This window comes from Streptomyces sp. CBMA29 (assembly GCF_014596445.1).
Lineage (GTDB): Bacteria > Actinomycetota > Actinomycetes > Streptomycetales > Streptomycetaceae > Actinacidiphila.
On the sequence record NZ_MECL01000041.1, the window covers coordinates 23,084 to 37,372 of the forward strand.

The 14,289-nt window shown below is 69.4% G+C and carries 11 protein-coding genes; 2 read left to right on the top strand and 9 right to left on the bottom strand.

The genetic code is table 11. The features are described from left to right. Both BGM09_RS06420 and BGM09_RS06425 read left to right on the top strand, forming a co-directional pair. Nucleotides 1–1,368 carry an aromatic ring-hydroxylating dioxygenase subunit alpha gene (locus tag BGM09_RS06420; protein WP_317452565.1) on the top strand — a complete coding sequence of 456 codons (1,368 nt, stop codon included), beginning with the start codon at nt 1–3 and terminating at the stop codon, nt 1,366–1,368. A 139-nt stretch (nt 1,369–1,507) separates the two neighbouring features. Beyond that, entirely contained in the window at nt 1,508–3,175 is a 1,668-nt protein-coding gene (locus BGM09_RS06425) for an FAD-dependent oxidoreductase (protein WP_317452566.1), read from the top strand. Nucleotides 3,176–3,241: 66 nt separating this feature from the next. On the opposite strand, the gene BGM09_RS06430 is transcribed toward BGM09_RS06425, so the two are convergent. The 9 genes from BGM09_RS06430 to BGM09_RS06470 form a co-directional block, all read right to left on the bottom strand. After that, nucleotides 3,242–4,684: a FadR/GntR family transcriptional regulator gene (locus BGM09_RS06430; protein ID WP_223186412.1), complete on the bottom strand. Its 1,443-nt coding sequence runs from the start codon at nt 4,682–4,684 to the stop codon at nt 3,242–3,244. A 45-nt stretch (nt 4,685–4,729) separates the two neighbouring features. Continuing rightward, complete coding sequence (locus BGM09_RS06435) at nt 4,730–5,602, bottom strand: alpha/beta fold hydrolase (RefSeq protein WP_223186413.1); 873 nt, start codon at nt 5,600–5,602, stop codon at nt 4,730–4,732. 105 nt (nt 5,603–5,707) lie between these two features. Beyond that, the gene (locus tag BGM09_RS06440; protein ID WP_188280446.1) at nt 5,708–6,523 is read right to left on the bottom strand and encodes an IclR family transcriptional regulator; all 816 of its coding nucleotides are present in this window, start codon (nt 6,521–6,523) and stop codon (nt 5,708–5,710) included. Nucleotides 6,524–6,735: 212 nt separating this feature from the next. Next, on the bottom strand, nt 6,736–7,719 hold the full coding sequence (locus BGM09_RS06445; protein ID WP_317452567.1) for an NAD(P)/FAD-dependent oxidoreductase: 984 nt from the start codon (nt 7,717–7,719) through the stop codon (nt 6,736–6,738). A gap of 135 nt (nt 7,720–7,854) precedes the next feature. Then, complete coding sequence (locus tag BGM09_RS06450) at nt 7,855–9,351, bottom strand: MFS transporter (RefSeq protein ID WP_188280448.1); 1,497 nt, start codon at nt 9,349–9,351, stop codon at nt 7,855–7,857. Between the two features lie 401 nt (nt 9,352–9,752). Next, nucleotides 9,753–10,763: a 4-hydroxy-2-oxovalerate aldolase gene (gene dmpG, locus BGM09_RS06455; RefSeq protein ID WP_188280449.1), complete on the bottom strand. Its 1,011-nt coding sequence runs from the start codon at nt 10,761–10,763 to the stop codon at nt 9,753–9,755. Next, the gene (locus BGM09_RS06460) at nt 10,760–11,701 is read right to left on the bottom strand and encodes an acetaldehyde dehydrogenase (acetylating) (protein WP_188280450.1); all 942 of its coding nucleotides are present in this window, start codon (nt 11,699–11,701) and stop codon (nt 10,760–10,762) included. Before BGM09_RS06460 ends, dmpG begins: the two co-directional genes overlap by 4 nt. Then, nucleotides 11,701–12,498: a 2-keto-4-pentenoate hydratase gene (locus BGM09_RS06465; protein ID WP_188280451.1), complete on the bottom strand. Its 798-nt coding sequence runs from the start codon at nt 12,496–12,498 to the stop codon at nt 11,701–11,703. The genes BGM09_RS06460 and BGM09_RS06465 overlap by 1 nt, the downstream gene beginning before the upstream one ends. A gap of 218 nt (nt 12,499–12,716) precedes the next feature. Continuing rightward, on the bottom strand, nt 12,717–14,177 hold the full coding sequence (locus BGM09_RS06470; RefSeq protein ID WP_188280452.1) for an MFS transporter: 1,461 nt from the start codon (nt 14,175–14,177) through the stop codon (nt 12,717–12,719). Between the last annotated feature and the right edge of the window lie 112 nt (nt 14,178–14,289).

Consider the following 14,289-nt stretch of genomic DNA (forward strand, 5'->3'; position numbering starts at 1 on the left):
GTGCCCGAGAAGTATCGGCTCGATCGCGCGTTCGTACCGAAGGCGCGCTATCTCGACCCCGAGTTCTTGCAACTCGAACTCGACAAGATGTTCAGGCGGACCTGGCTGATGGCGTGCCGCCTGGAGGAGCTGCCGGGCGTGGGCAACTTCGTCGAGTACGAGATCGGCTCGCACTCGATCCTGATCGTGCGGGAGTCCAGGACGGCGGTCCGTGCCTACCACAACGCCTGCCGGCACCGTGGCACCCGCCTGGCCCGCGGCCGGGGCCGGGTGGGCTCGCTCATCTGCCCGTTCCACGGCTGGCGGTGGAACCTCGACGGTTCGATCCGGCTGGTGCTCGACCGCGAGGAGTTCGTGCCGAGGTCGGACGAGGACCTGGGCCTGGTCGGTGTGCGGGCGGAGACATGGGGCGGATTCGTCTTCGTCACCATGGATCCCGAAGCCGCGCCGCTGCTTGAGTACCTCGACCCGATACCGCGGATCTTCGAGCCGTTCCAGATGGAGAACATGCGGTACCGGTGGCTGAAGGGCGTGATCCTGCCATGCAACTGGAAGACCGCGCTCGACGGCTTCCTGGAGGCGTACCACGTCCTCGGGACACACCCGCAACTCCACCGGTTCGACAAGTCGAACACGAACATCGCCTCGATGCAGGAGCTGGAGAGCCGGGTGTGGGCGCCGACGACGGCCTACGAGCGGCACGCGTACTACGCGTCCGTGGGACGCAAGAAGCAGACCATCACCGACGGCGCGGGCAAGGACCCGGCGCAGCGGGGCACCGACAACGTCACCGACGAGCGCCTCGCGGTGGCCTTGAGCGTGCAGTACATCGCCGACGACATGCGCGGCCTGGAGAACGAACGGAGTTGGCGCGCGGCCGAGGCGCTCAAGACCGCGGACGTTCCCGAGGGCGTGAGCGCCGGTCAGCACTTCCTCGAGCTGTACAAGAACCTGTCGCTCGCCGAGGGCTACGACTGGCGGGAGATCACCGCCCAGCAGTGGGCCGAGGCCGGTACCGCCTGGAACGTCTTCCCCAACACGATCCTGCTGCCGAATCAGGGCTCGATGTTCATGTACCGGGCCCGTCCCAACGGCTCCGACCCGGACAGTTGCCTCTTTGAGATCGGCAGCCTCGACCTGATCCCGACGGCCGACTACGACAAGAAGCGGGAGTTCCAGCCGGAGTACTTCGAGAACTGGCGCGACGCCGACCTCGGTGAGGTCTTCAACCAGGATCTGTCCAACGCCAAAGAGGTCACGGTCGGCATGCACTCTCCGAGCTTCGACGGCCACCGGCTCAGCGAGGACCAGGAGATGACGATCTACAACCATCACCGGGTCGCCGACCGGTTCATCTGGAACGACTGATCCGGCTCTCCTTTCGACCCGCGCTTCCCGGGATCTCCGGACGATGTGCGCGACCACGGTCATGCCGTGCCTCGTCCGGGGACCTCCCCGCCATGACCCGCCTATCACCGACTGTGCCGACCGCATTGGGGAGTTCGCTGTGCCTGGAAGTCAAGATCAGCAATGGGACGAGATCTTCGACGTCGTCGTGGTGGGGAGCGGAGGCGGAGCGCTCACTTCTGCGTTGCTCGCCCGGGACGGCGGCGCGAGCGTCGTGGTCGTGGAGAAAGACCAGTACATCGGCGGTACCACCGCGGTCTCGGGCGGGGACATGTGGATCCCGAACAACCGCCACATCGCGGACAAGGACTCGCGCGAGGACGCCATCGCGTACGTCCGTCGCCTCTCCGACGGACGGGAGGCCGACCCGTCGCTGGTCGAGGTCTACGTCGACACCGCCCCGGTGGCGCTGGACTACCTGGAGACGCACACCGGGTACGCCTGCGAGCCGCACCTGACGCTGGACGACTACTACTCCGTGATCGGGGACCGGATCCCCGGCGTGCGGCACTTTCCGCGGTCGGTGTCGGTCAAGCCCTATCCGGCCGCCGCCGAGCTGGGCGAGCTGGCGGAGCTGATCAACCGCGGTCCCTGGGTGCCGCCCGCCGAGGTCAGCTTCCCGGAGATGCGCCGCGGCGAGGTCGGACCGGAGGAACTGGACCGGCGGCGGCGCGAGGGATGGCGGGCCAAGGGCGGCGGTCTGATCGCCCCGTTGCTGAAGGCACTGGTGGACCGGGGTGTGGAGGTGCGGACACGCACCCCGGCGCTCCAACTGGTCACCAATGACGACTCGGCGGTGGTGGGCGTCGTCGTCGCGGACGGCGACGGCGGCAGGCGCCGGATCGGCGCGCGCAGGGGGGTCGTCCTGGCATGCGGCGGCTTCGAGTGGAATCCCGAAATGGTCAGAACCTTCATCGGGTACGAGGTCAAGCCCATGACCCCGTGGTCGAACACCGGTGACGGCCACCTGATGGCGATGGAGGTCGGAGCCAGACTCGGCTCGATGACCACCTTCTTCTCCTACGGCGTCGTGTACGACCCGTGGGAGAAGGGCCGGGACGGGCATCCGCTGCCGCAGATGATCATGGGGCTGGGCGCCGGCTCGATCATCGTCAACCAGTCCGGCCGCCGCTTCATGCACGGCGGCTATACGTACAACGACTTCTCGCACCCCTTCGGCTTCTACGACCAGCGGCTGCCCGGATTCGCGAACAAGCCCCCGGCCTGGGTCGTCTTCGGCGCCCAGCACCTCGCCGAGGGAGTCATGGGTGCCAAACCCGGAATCGAGATGAGCCTGACCGGTCCCGAAGGCCAGCCGGCGCCGGACTGGTTGGCGGTGGCCGACTCCATCGGCGAGCTGGCCGGGAAGCTCGGCATCGAACCGTCCGCGCTGCGGGAGACGGTGGACCGCTACAACGAGTACGCGGAGAAGGGCGAGGACCCGGACTGGGCCGACCCGCTCCAGACCCACGTCCTCACCGGGCCCGACACCGTCAACGTCAAGCCCGTCATCGGGCCGCCGTACGGGGCGATCCAGCAGTGGCCGGGAACGCTCGGCACGAACGGCGGCTGCCGGATCGACGCCGACGCGCGCGTGCTGGGCAACCGTGTCCCGGTGATCGACGGACTCTACGCGGTGGGCAACACGTCCGCGGCGGTCCTGGGCGCGACGTATCCCGGCGGAGGCGCGTGCATCGGCTCCAGTGTGACGATGGGATACCGCGCGGGCCGCCACCTCGCAGGTCGCGAGCCTCACGACCTCGGCTGACCGTGGTTCACCGGCCCGGCCCCGTCGCTGCGGGTCCGGGCCGGTGTCACGTTCAGCGGGACCCGCTCAGTGCCACCGAGTGGTGAAAGTCCTCAGGTGGCGACGCATGCGGTGCTGCGCGAGACCCTCGTCTCCGGCCAGGACGGCCTCGAGGATCGCCCTGTGGGCATCGCCGCCGTCGGCCGCTCCCGGCGACTCCTCGCCGAAGCCCTGACTGACCCAGAGCCTGGTGACGATTCTCAGGAACAGGGTCAGTACGGTGTTGCCCGCGATCTCCGCGAGCCGCGCGTGGAATTCCTCGTCGGCGTCCTCGCGCGCGAGCAGGTCGCGGAGCCGGCCGGCGGCGACGGGCCCGCGTGCCGCCGCGGTGGCCGCCTGGACGCATCCCCGTTCGAGGGCTTCACGGACCACGAGCAGGTGCTCGGGGCGCACGCCCTGGTAGTTCAGGTAGAGGCCGATCGTGTGGATGCTCGCCGTGGGGTCGGGCGCCAGGACGACCAGCCCGCCGCCGTGACCCCGGCGCATCTGCGCGACGCTGTGGTGCTCCAGGATCCGCACGGCCTCCCGGAGCATGGCGCGGCCGACCTGGTAGCGGGCCAGGAGGACGGACTCCGATCCGAAGACTTCGCCGACCCGGTGACCCTCGCCGACGATGTCGTCGTGGATTCGGCCCGCGAGCACCTCCGCTCCCTTGCGCGCCGGGTCGCGGCCGGGCTGCGGATCGACCGGGCGCGTCAGCATGCGCTCCGTCGACCAGCTACGGCTCTGCGTGAGCAGCCAGTCCTCGATCTCGGTGAGATGCGCGATCATGCGGAGCTGCGCGGAGGCGTCGTCGCCGGCGAGTATCGCGTCGACCACGCCGAGGTGTCTGGCCGGGGCGTGCACCCACGGTGCCGCGGCCCCGGTCGACGGCACGTCCTTGTACGTCAGCACGTACTGGCCGCTCAGCCGGGCGCCGACCTCGGTGAACAGTCGCAGCACCGTGTTGCCGGACAATTGCCCTACCAGCACATGGAAATCGGCGTCGACGGGCTCCGCCGGATCGGCGGTCGCGCGCAGCCGGGCGATCTCCTCCTCGGTCACCGACTCCGTGGCCAGCCGGGCCGCGAGCGGTTCGAGCAGGAGGCGGGCGTGGTGGAGGTCTCCGACGCTCGTTCCGACGTACTCCAGGTAGATGACCAGCGCACGGATCGCCGGAGACGAGTCCGGCGCGCACACCACGAGCCCGCCGCCTGGACCGTGCCGCATCCGTGCGACCAGTTGGTGTTCCAGCAGCCGGACCGCCTCGCGCAGCACGGAGCGCGAGACACCGAACCGCTCCCGCAGTTCGGTCTCCGAACCGAGGAGCTGTCCGACCGGCCAGCCCCGCCGCATGATCTCGTTCTCGAGCTTCCTCGCGACCTGTGGCGCGAGGGTCTCCGGCGCCGCCGACACCTGGCCCACGTCCTCGGCGATGATCATCAGATCGGTCGATCCCTTCTCCCAGGACGGGCCTTGAGGAGAAATCATTCTACTGTGACTTCTGGGGCGTCCGGGAGGCCGATCGGGGAGGAATCAAAGACGGACTGCGGGCTTGCTGTCGCGCAGGAGATAGGAGAGGGCGACGTTCTCGAACTCGTCCTTGCGCTCGATCATCGCCCAGTGCCCGCAGTCGTGGAAGACATGGAGCTCACACCGCTTGATATAGCGCATCGCGACGAGCGAACTGTCCAGCGGCGTCACGCGGTCGTCGCGCCCGAAGGTGACCAGAGTCGGCGCCTGGATCCGGGTCAGCATTCCGATGGCCTCGGCGGCTCTGGCGGCCGGCTTTCCCATGGCCGCCAGCGACTGGAGGTTGAACAGTTTCCGAACGTCGGCGAGCGCTTCCGGTTTGGTCGCCGTCCGCCATCGCATGTCGACGAATTCGTCCGTGAGAATACCTGTGTCGTAGACCATGGATTCCATCCAGGCGACGAGCCGCTCATGGGTGGGGTCCTCGACGAACTGCACGAGCAGTTTGATTCCCTCCGGCGGTGAGGGGCTGAAGAGCGGCAGCCCGATGCCGCCGATCGTGATGAGCCTGCTCACCCGGTCGGGATGAGTGGCCGCCAGCCTGGCCGCGATGGCCCCGCCCATCGAATTCCCCAGCACCGGTAGCCGGTCGATCCCCAGGCCGTCGAGGAAGTCGACTACCGCGGGCAGCGCGGCGGACATCGGGTCGCTGTCACACGAATAGCTGGTGCCGAAGCCCGGAAAGTCGAGGACCAGCGTCCTGAAGTGCTCGGCGAACACGGGCAGATTGTTTCCGAAGTTCGCCCAGCCGCTCACCCCCGGACCCGAACCGTGGAGCAGGAGCAGCGGCGGTCCGTCGCCTGCCTCGTGGAAATGCAGCGTTCCCCGCGGTGTCTCCAGCGTCCTGCCGGTGCCGTCATACGTCAGTTCTGTCATCAGCGACCCGTTTCCTGTCCTCACCGAGCGTGCCGTTCCTACGGAGTCGACACTCCCGGATCGCGGCGGCCGTGTCGTGGTGAGATTCCGCTCGGTGGAATGCGTCTAGGAACGGGTGGCGCCCAAGGCCCCGAATTTGAGGGCGAGATTGGCATTCCAGATCGCCGTCGCGGTGTTGCGCACGGCTTCGCTTGCCATGCCCCACCGCATCTGGCCGGCCGGACCGGTGACCGAGACGGCTCCGATCGTGCGTCCCGACCGGCGGATCGGAGTGGCGACGCAGACGAACTCCTTGTACGCCTCACCCCGGTCGAACGCGATGCCGTCCCGGCGGATCCTGCTGAGCTCTCTGCGCAGAACGGTGGGATCGGTGATGGTGTTCGGCGTCTTCTTCGGCATTCCCGCGGCGAGCACGGACCTGACCGCCTCTTCGTCGAACGCGATCATCGCCTTGCCCAGGGCCGTGCAGTACGCGGGCTTACGGCCGCCGCGCCGGGTCGGCAGCCGGATCGTGCCCCCGCCGATGCGCTCGAGGTACACGATCTCGGCCTGGTCGAGGATGGCGAGCTGCGCGGCCATCCCGGTCTTCGCCGCGAGCGCTTGCAGGTGCGCGAACGCCGCCTCCTGTAGCGCCTTCCCCTCCACCGCGAGGTTGCCCAGCTCGAACAGCCGCATCCCTACGCGGTAGCCGTCCAGATGCCGCTCGATCCAGCCGACCTGGCACAGCTGCTCCGCCAGCCGGTGCAGGGTCGACTTCGGCAGGCCGGTGCGTTGGTGCAGCTCGCTGAGCTTCAGTACCTCGTGGCTCTCGTCGAACGCTTCCAGGACGGCCGCGATCCGGCCGAGAACGGTGCGCTCAGGGCCGCCGCGGTCATCCCCCGCGGCCTTGACCGACGCAACGTTTACCGAGTCAATCAACACGGCTGCCGCCCTCCAGTTCAGGACACTCTTACAATCCCTCGTTCGCTGTTTTGCCAGGAAACCGGCTCCCATTGGCGTGCTGGGGGCTGAAATCTCCTGGAAATCAGTACGTTGTAAGCAGGCTCACATCCGCTCTGTGGGGTGTCAAGAGTCGTGCTTGACACAACTGCCCACGGGCCTTCCCGCTGGGCCCTGGGGGAGGGCCAGGGCGTTCAGGACGACTCGCTCGAGTGGCCGGGGAACAGGGAGAGCGTGGGGTCCAGAGCGACCGCCGCGTTGTTGACGGCGGTGGCGACCTCGCCGAAGCCGACCGACATCAGGCGGACCTTGCCCGGGTACGCGGTGACGTCACCCGCGGCGTACACCCGGTCGACCGTGGTGCGCATCCGGGTGTCGACGACGATCGTCCGCCGCTCCAGCCGCATCCCCCACTCGGCGAGCGGCCCGAGATTGCTGAGGAAGCCGAGCGCGGCCACGACCGCGTCGACCTTCAGCACCCGAACCTCCTCCTCGCCGTCGATCCGCAGATGCGCCTCGCGTACCCGGTCGTCGCCGTACAGCGCTTCCACCTGAGCGCCCGTCACGATCTCGGCGCCACACGCGCGTACCTCCCGAACGCTCGCCGCGTGCGCCCGGAACGTGCCGCGGCGGTGCACGAGCGTGACCGAGCGGGCGATCGGGCACAGGGCGAGCGACCAGTCCACCGCGCTGTCCCCGCCACCGACGACGAGGACGTCCCGGTCCGCGTACACCGCCGGGTCGGGGACGAAGTAGCTCAGTCCGCGGCCGAGGAACTCCTCTCCGGCCGGCAGCGTCCGCGGGGTGAACGTGCCCATCCCGGCGGTCAGCACCACCGCGCCCGCGTCCACGACGACGCCGTCGGAGAGGGTCACCTGCGGGCGCCCGTCGGGGGAGTGGGCGAGGCCGGTCGCCTGACGGCCGAGCACGTAGGCCGGGCCGAACGCGTCGGCCTGTTCCTTGAGGTCGGCGACGACGTCGCGACCGCGGGCTCCGGGCACGGCCGCGATGTCACGGATCTCCTTCTCGGGATAGAGCGCGGTGATCTGGCCGCCGCACTGCGGCAGCGCGTCGACCACGACGGTCCGCAGGCCCCGGAACCCGGCGCAGTAGGCGCCGTAGAGCCCGACGGGTCCGGCGCCGACGACGAGGATGTCTGTGAGCACGGTCTCGGCCACGGGCCGACCTCCAAGGAACGGTGAAGTGTGTGGGTTCGCGCCCTCCCCCGCGGGGGCGAGGGAGGGCATGCCGATGGCGGGCACTCCCGCGTCCGGAGTCTCCGGGGACCGCGGGGGCACTTCGGCGAGGGCGGCCTACCCGGCCCTCCCGGCCAGCGGAGACGCCAGGTCAACGGTGAACTCCTGCACGTCCTGGTCGGGACGCTCACGCAGCAGCGTCGCCCCGACCGCGGCGATGACGACCGCCAGCACGGCCGTCACCAGCAGCCAGGTGCGGAAACCCGACTCTCCGTACACCACGCCACCCCCCGGAAAGACCTTGGCGTGCGGAGCGAGCACCGCGAACATCACGACGGGCGTGACGGCCGAGAAGCCGGTCTGGCAGAGCTGGACGGTGCCGGCGGTCGATCCCTGGTCATCGGCCGGCGTCGCCCGCATCACCAGATTCGGAACCGACGCGGTCACCAGCCCACCGGCGACGCCGACCACCAGGGCGGCGACGGCGAGTTCGAGGAAGCTGTCGTTGCGGTAGGCGAGCAGCATCGTGGCGACCGGCCACGCGAGCAGGCCGATGGTCAGAAACATCCGCGGGTGCCTGCCGCGGGCGACGAGAAGTCCGACCACCATGCCGGCCGCCACGGTGGCGACGGCCTGCGGAGTTCCGAGGGTGGCGTACCGGTATGTGCTGTAGCCGAGCCCGTACGTTCCCCCGGCCGCCCGCGGCGTCATGGCGAGCATCGGGATGACCTGGCTGATCGTGATCGAGATCCCGTAACCGGTCGCGCCGCCGATCGCGACGAACAACAGCGGTCTCCTGCGGAACAGCGCGAGGTTGACGATCGGCTCCGGCGTGCGGTGCGCGCGCCGGTAGAAGAGCGCCAGCATTACGGCGCCACCAAGTACCAGGAGCAGTCCGGTCGTCGACGTCCAGCCCCATGCGTGGCCCATGCTCACATAGAGCAGCACCGCGAGAACACCGGCGCTGAGCAGGCTGCCGCCGAGGATGTCCAAGCGGGTGCTACGGCGCAGCGGCGACTCGGGGGCGACCAGCCAGATCGCCACGCACAGCGCGAATGTCCAGACGGTGTCGAACCAGAACATCCCCCGGAAGCCCGTGGCCTCGATGAGCTTGCCGACGAGCAGCGGCGTGAACACCGAGAAGAAGCCCAGCCCGGTGATCGCGACCGCCGAGGCGACGACTGCCTGCTTCGGCGGGTAGGTGTCCCGGATGAGGGAGGGGACCAGCGAGAGCGTTGCCAGGATGGGTCCTTGCAGCGCCCGCCCCACCAACAGGACCCCGAAGTTCGGCGCCAGCGCGCAGAGCGCTGCCCCCACCCCCGAGATCAGCATGGTGAGCAGCAGGATCCGTCTCTTGCCGAACAGGTCGGCGGCTTTCCCCAGCAAGGGGGCAGAGACGGCCCCCGCCAGGAAGTAGGCCGTGGTCAGCCAGCCGCCCTGGGTCGTCGGGAATTCCTTGAGGATGCTCGGGAGTCCGATGGAGACCATGGTCGCGCCCAGACCCAGCGCCTCGAGGACCAGGGCCATGAAGATCGTCGACCAGACGAGCCGGGGGGTCCAGCCCCCGTCCTCGGCCGACGTCGCCCTGGGCGCTGTGTGGGGTGATTCCGTCATGGGAGCCCTCCGACTGGGATGGGCGGGTCGCGTCGGCTGGGCGCCGCGCGCAGCCGCCGCGAGGATGAGGAGTGTCGGCCCACGTGCGCCCGGAGCGGTGCGGGTGCGCCGCCGCTCCGGGCCTGCCGGAACACGACCTGAGCGTCCGGTCGCCCACGCCGAGGGCGTCACGGTCGCGCAAGATGAGTGCTGGCCCCGAGACCGACGACCGGGACCTGGCTACCTGCCTCGTGCGGCACCGGCAGCGTGGGGGCACCGCCGTGCGAGGACTCTAGAACGCGAGGAAACCGAGTCGGCAGCGAGAATTCCGTTTGGTGGTACGGACGGCCAAGTCATCGATGGCCGGTGGCCGGAGATGCCCGGATCGACGGTGCCGAAGGGCCGATCCGGGGATCAGGGCCTCAGGGCCGCCGGCTCCGCAGGGTCAGGGCGATGTCGGTGAGCATGTCTTCCTGCCCGCCCACGAGCTTGCGGCGGCCCGCCTCGACGAGGATGTCCCGCGTGTCGAGTCCGTAGTGGCGTGCCGCGTTCTCGGCGTGCCTCAGAAAGCTGCCGTAGACACCGGCGTAACCGATGGTGAGGGTCTCGCGGTCGACGCGGACCGGGCGGTCCTGAAGAGGGCGTACGAGGTCGTCGGCCGCGTCCTCCAGCGGGAACAGATCGCAGCCGGTCTTCCAGCCCTTGAGGTTGGCCACGGCCACGAACGGTTCGATGGGGGTGTTCCCGGCGGCTGCTCCCTGTCCGGCGAGCGAGGCGTCGACCCGGTACACGCCCTCCTCCACGGCGGCGACGGAGTTGGCGACGCCGAGGGAGAGGTTCTCGTGGGCGTGGATGCCGATCTGGGTCCCGGCGTCGAGCACGTCGCGGTAGGCGCGGACCCGTGCCCGGACGTCGTCCGACGTGAGCCGGCCCGCCGAGTCGGTGATGTAGACGCAGTGCACGCCGTACGACTCCATCAACCGTGCCTGGACGGCGAGTTCGGCCGGGGGAAGCATGTGGCTCATCATCAGGAAGCCCGACACGTCCATGCCGAGTTCGCGCGCCTCGGCGATGTGCTGGGCGGCCACGTCCGCCTCGGTGCAGTGGGTGGCGATCCGCACCGAGCGCACGCCGAGCTCGTAGGCCCGGCGCAGTTCCGCCACGGTCCCCACGCCGGGCAGCAGCAGTGTGGTGATCACCGCCCGTGACGCGTTGGCGACGGCGGCTTCGATCCACTGCCAGTCGGTGTGGCTGCCGGGACCGTAGTTGAGGCTCGAACCCGCCAGTCCGTCGCCATGGGCGATCTCGATCGCGGCGACACCGGCCCGGTCGAGCGCGGCGACGATCCTGCCGACCAGTTCGGGGTCGATCCGGTGCCGGATGGCGTGCATACCGTCCCGGAGCGTCACGTCCTGCACGTAGATCTCGGTCATCGGGCCACCGCCTCGGAGCGTTCGGCGATCCGTTCGGCGACGCGCACGGCGGCCGAGGTCATGATGTCGAGGTTGCCCGCGTAGGCGGGCAGGTAGTGCGCGGCGCCCTCGACCTCGAGGAACACCGACACCTTGGTGTCGACCGGTCCTGATCCCGGGGGCAGCAGCGTCCTCACCTCGTCCGGATCGACCTCGGTGAACTGCACCTTCTGCACCAGGCGGTAGCCGGGTACGTAGGCGGCCACCTCCGTCACCATCCGCTCGACGGATTGCCGGATCTCGTCGTGATCCGCGTTTCCCACGAGGCAGAAGACGGTGTCGCGCATGATGAGCGGCGGTTCGGCCGGGTTGAGGATGATGATCGCCTTTCCCGCGCGGGCTCCGCCCACCGTCTGGACGGCGTGCGCCGTGGTCTCGGTGAACTCGTCGATGTTCGCCCGGGTGCCGGGTCCCGCGGACCGGGAGGCCACGGACGCGACGATCTCCGCGTACGGCACCTCGGTCACCCGGGAAACGGCGGCGACGACCGGGATGGTGGCCTGCCCCCCGCAGGTCACCATGTTGATGTTGGGGGCGTCGAGATGCTGGTCCAGGTTGACCGGCGGGATCACGAAGGGGCCGAGCGCCGCCGGTGTGAGATCGATCAGGCGTCGCCCGTGTCCTTCCAGCAGCCGGGCGTTGGCCGTGTGGGCGGCGGCGCTGGTGGCGTCCAGCACGATCTTCACGTTCTCGAACTCCGGCATGCTCAGCAGGCCAGGGACTCCCTCGGAGGTGGTGGCCACGCCCATGCGGGCGGCGCGGGCGAGTCCGTCGGAGTCCGGGACGATACCCACCATGGCGAGTACCTCCAGTCGCGCCGAAGCGCGTTTGATCTTGATCAGCAGGTCGGTTCCGATGTTCCCTGACCCGACGATCGCGACGCCCGTGGGCTGCGTCATCACTCTCCCTTTCCCGAGAAGCACGCGGTGATGGTTCCGAGTGGTTCGATCCGCACCTCGAATACGTCGCCGGGCCGCACGGGGACCATCGGCCCCAGCGCCCCCGACAGGATGAGGTCGCCCGCGCGCAACGGCGCGCCGAACTCGATCGCGGTGGCCGCCAGCCAGCGCAGGGCGTTGAGCGGGTCGCCGAGGCACGCCCGGCCGGTCCCGCTGGAGACGGTCCCGCCGTCGCGGCGCATCGTCATGACGGTGTCGGCGGGCTCGAACGCGTCCAGCGGCAGGCCCTGTTCACCGATGACGAAGACTCCGGAGGAGGCGTTGTCGGCGACGGTGTCCGTGATGCAGATCCTCCAGTCGGTGATCCGGCTGTCCACGACCTCTACGGCCGGGTAGGCGAGTTCCACCGCAGCACGCAGGCCGGCGAGGTCGTCCTCGGACGACAGGTCGCGGCCCAGCAGGAAGGCCACCTCGGCCTCCGCCTGCGGCTGGAGCAGTCGCGCCATCGGGACCTCCTCGCGGTCCGCGTAGCGCATGTCCGCGAACAGGACGCCGAAGTCCGGCCGGTCGACGCCCACTTGGGACTGCACCGCCTCGGAGGTCAGACCGATCTTCCGGCCGATGAGCCGGGCGCCGGCGGCCAGTCGGCGTTCGGTCACGGCCTGCTGGACCCGATAGGCGAGGGCGATGTCGGTGCGGCCGATGAGGTCCGTCAGCGGTTCGCACGACATTCCGGTCGTACGGGCCGACTCCAGGCGCGCGACGGCCGCCCGCACGTTCGCTGTGGTCGACGTCATGGGCATCCTCCGGCAGGGGTCGGGCCAGGTCCGCCCGTGGTGCCGCGCCCCCGGCGGCCCGCCCCGGAAAAGAGCAGGTGACACATGGGTGAGCGGGCGGGTGGTCGTGGGATCACGGCCACCTTTCCCGGCCGGTCACGCGTTCATCGTGCCGAGCCCGTCGCCCCCGCGGACGTCGACTTCCCACTGAGCGGGACAGCGTTGACCAGCCGCCGGCGTCAGGCCGCCTGGCCGACGTTGGCCTCGTCGAGCCGCTTGCCTCTGGGGATGAGGACGATGAACAACCCGCCGAACGCGCAACAACCGACGACCAGCCAGAGCCCGTTGGTGAAGCCCTTGTCGAGATAGAACTGCGTGCCCTTCAGAATCCGTCCGTTCTGGGCCATGACGACGAAGGCCAGTTGGGACACGACGGCCTGGGCGACACCCTGGGCGAGGCTCTGCGCGCCGTTGGCCAGGGCCTGTTCCTCCGGGGCGACCACTCCGATGATCATGATGGGCACGACGGCGAGAACCATCCCGGTGCCGAGCCCCGCGATGATGCCCATCTCCACGATCTGGGCGGCGCTGTGGTGGAGTTGGGTGCCGATCCCGTACCCCAGCACCGCGAACGCGGTGCCGGTGCTGAGCAGGATCCGGGTGTCCACACGTCGGGCCGCCAGGCCCGTTCCGACGGCCGACAGGACGATCATGGCGCTGATCGGGATGGTGACGATGGCATTGTGCGTCGCGGACCAGCCGAGACCGGCGGACACCTCCGGTATCCGGGGCATCAGCACCAGCAGTTGGATCACGATGCCGACCGCGCTCAGCGAACCGGCCGCTATGGACGTGGCCAGCACAACGGTCCACACCGGGCGGCGCCGCGTCATGGACAGCGGGAACAGCGGCTCGGCGACCCGGCGTTCGACGAGGACGAAGGCGACGAGCGCGACCAGTGCCCCGGACATGTAGGCGATGAACTTTCCGCTGCTCCAACCCCAGTGGGATCCCTCGCCGACGGCGTAGATGACCGCGGTGACCCCCGTGCCGAGAAGTAGCGCTCCGGTCCAGTCCATTCGGCCGCCTCTCATCCGGACGGGACTCTCGGGGACGAAGACCGCCACGAGCACGGCGCTCACAGCGGTGCTGATCGCCAGGAACCACAGAACGCCGTGGAAACCGAAGCGGCTGTCCAGGAGCCAGCCGGAGAGGAAGGGCCCGCCGAAGGCGACGAGCCCGGCGCCACCGCCGAGGAATCCGCTGGCCAGACCCACCCAGCGCGGCGGGAAGACGTCACGGGTGATCGCGTAGGTCAGCGGCGTCGCGGCCGCGTACACCCCGGCGATGCCGCGCCCGATGAGCAGGGTGCGGTAGTCGGTGGCGAGGGCGGCGACCAGGTCGCCGACCAGGCCGAGGCAGGTAATGGCCAACAGGGCACGCTTCTTGCCGAAGATCGCCGCGCCCTTGACCACGAAGGGCAGGAAGAACGTACCGGTCAGCAGGCTGATAAGGGTGAACCAGGCGATTTGGGTGGTGTGGAAGTGGATCGCTATGGCCGCCTGTGACGTACCCGCGAGCACGGCGACGATCGACACCAACTGGACCGTCCACAGCAGCGCTATGACGATGATCGCGTTTCGCGGAGTGGTACGGGATCTCTCCTGGACGTGCGGCGGAGCGCTCTGCGTCTGGGACATGGGGACCTTCCGTCGTGGGTCGGAGTTCACGGGGGGGCGGCTCTGGTCCCCATCGGCCTCGTGGTCGTCCGACGGCTGACCGGTTGATCGGGAGCGCGGCGAGGTGGGTCAT

Excerpts from the sequence above, each read along its gene's own strand:
- BGM09_RS06430 (WP_223186412.1), bottom strand. The coding sequence starts at position 4,684 with ATGATTTCTCCTCAAGGCCCGTCCTGGGAGAAGGGATCGACCGATCTG.
- BGM09_RS06435 (WP_223186413.1), bottom strand. The coding sequence starts at position 5,602 with ATGACAGAACTGACGTATGACGGCACCGGCAGGACGCTGGAGACACCG.
- BGM09_RS06450 (WP_188280448.1), bottom strand. The coding sequence starts at position 9,351 with ATGACGGAATCACCCCACACAGCGCCCAGGGCGACGTCGGCCGAGGAC.
- dmpG (WP_188280449.1), bottom strand. The coding sequence starts at position 10,763 with ATGACCGAGATCTACGTGCAGGACGTGACGCTCCGGGACGGTATGCAC.
- BGM09_RS06460 (WP_188280450.1), bottom strand. The coding sequence starts at position 11,701 with ATGACGCAGCCCACGGGCGTCGCGATCGTCGGGTCAGGGAACATCGGA.
- BGM09_RS06465 (WP_188280451.1), bottom strand. The coding sequence starts at position 12,498 with ATGACGTCGACCACAGCGAACGTGCGGGCGGCCGTCGCGCGCCTGGAG.
- BGM09_RS06470 (WP_188280452.1), bottom strand. The coding sequence starts at position 14,177 with ATGTCCCAGACGCAGAGCGCTCCGCCGCACGTCCAGGAGAGATCCCGT.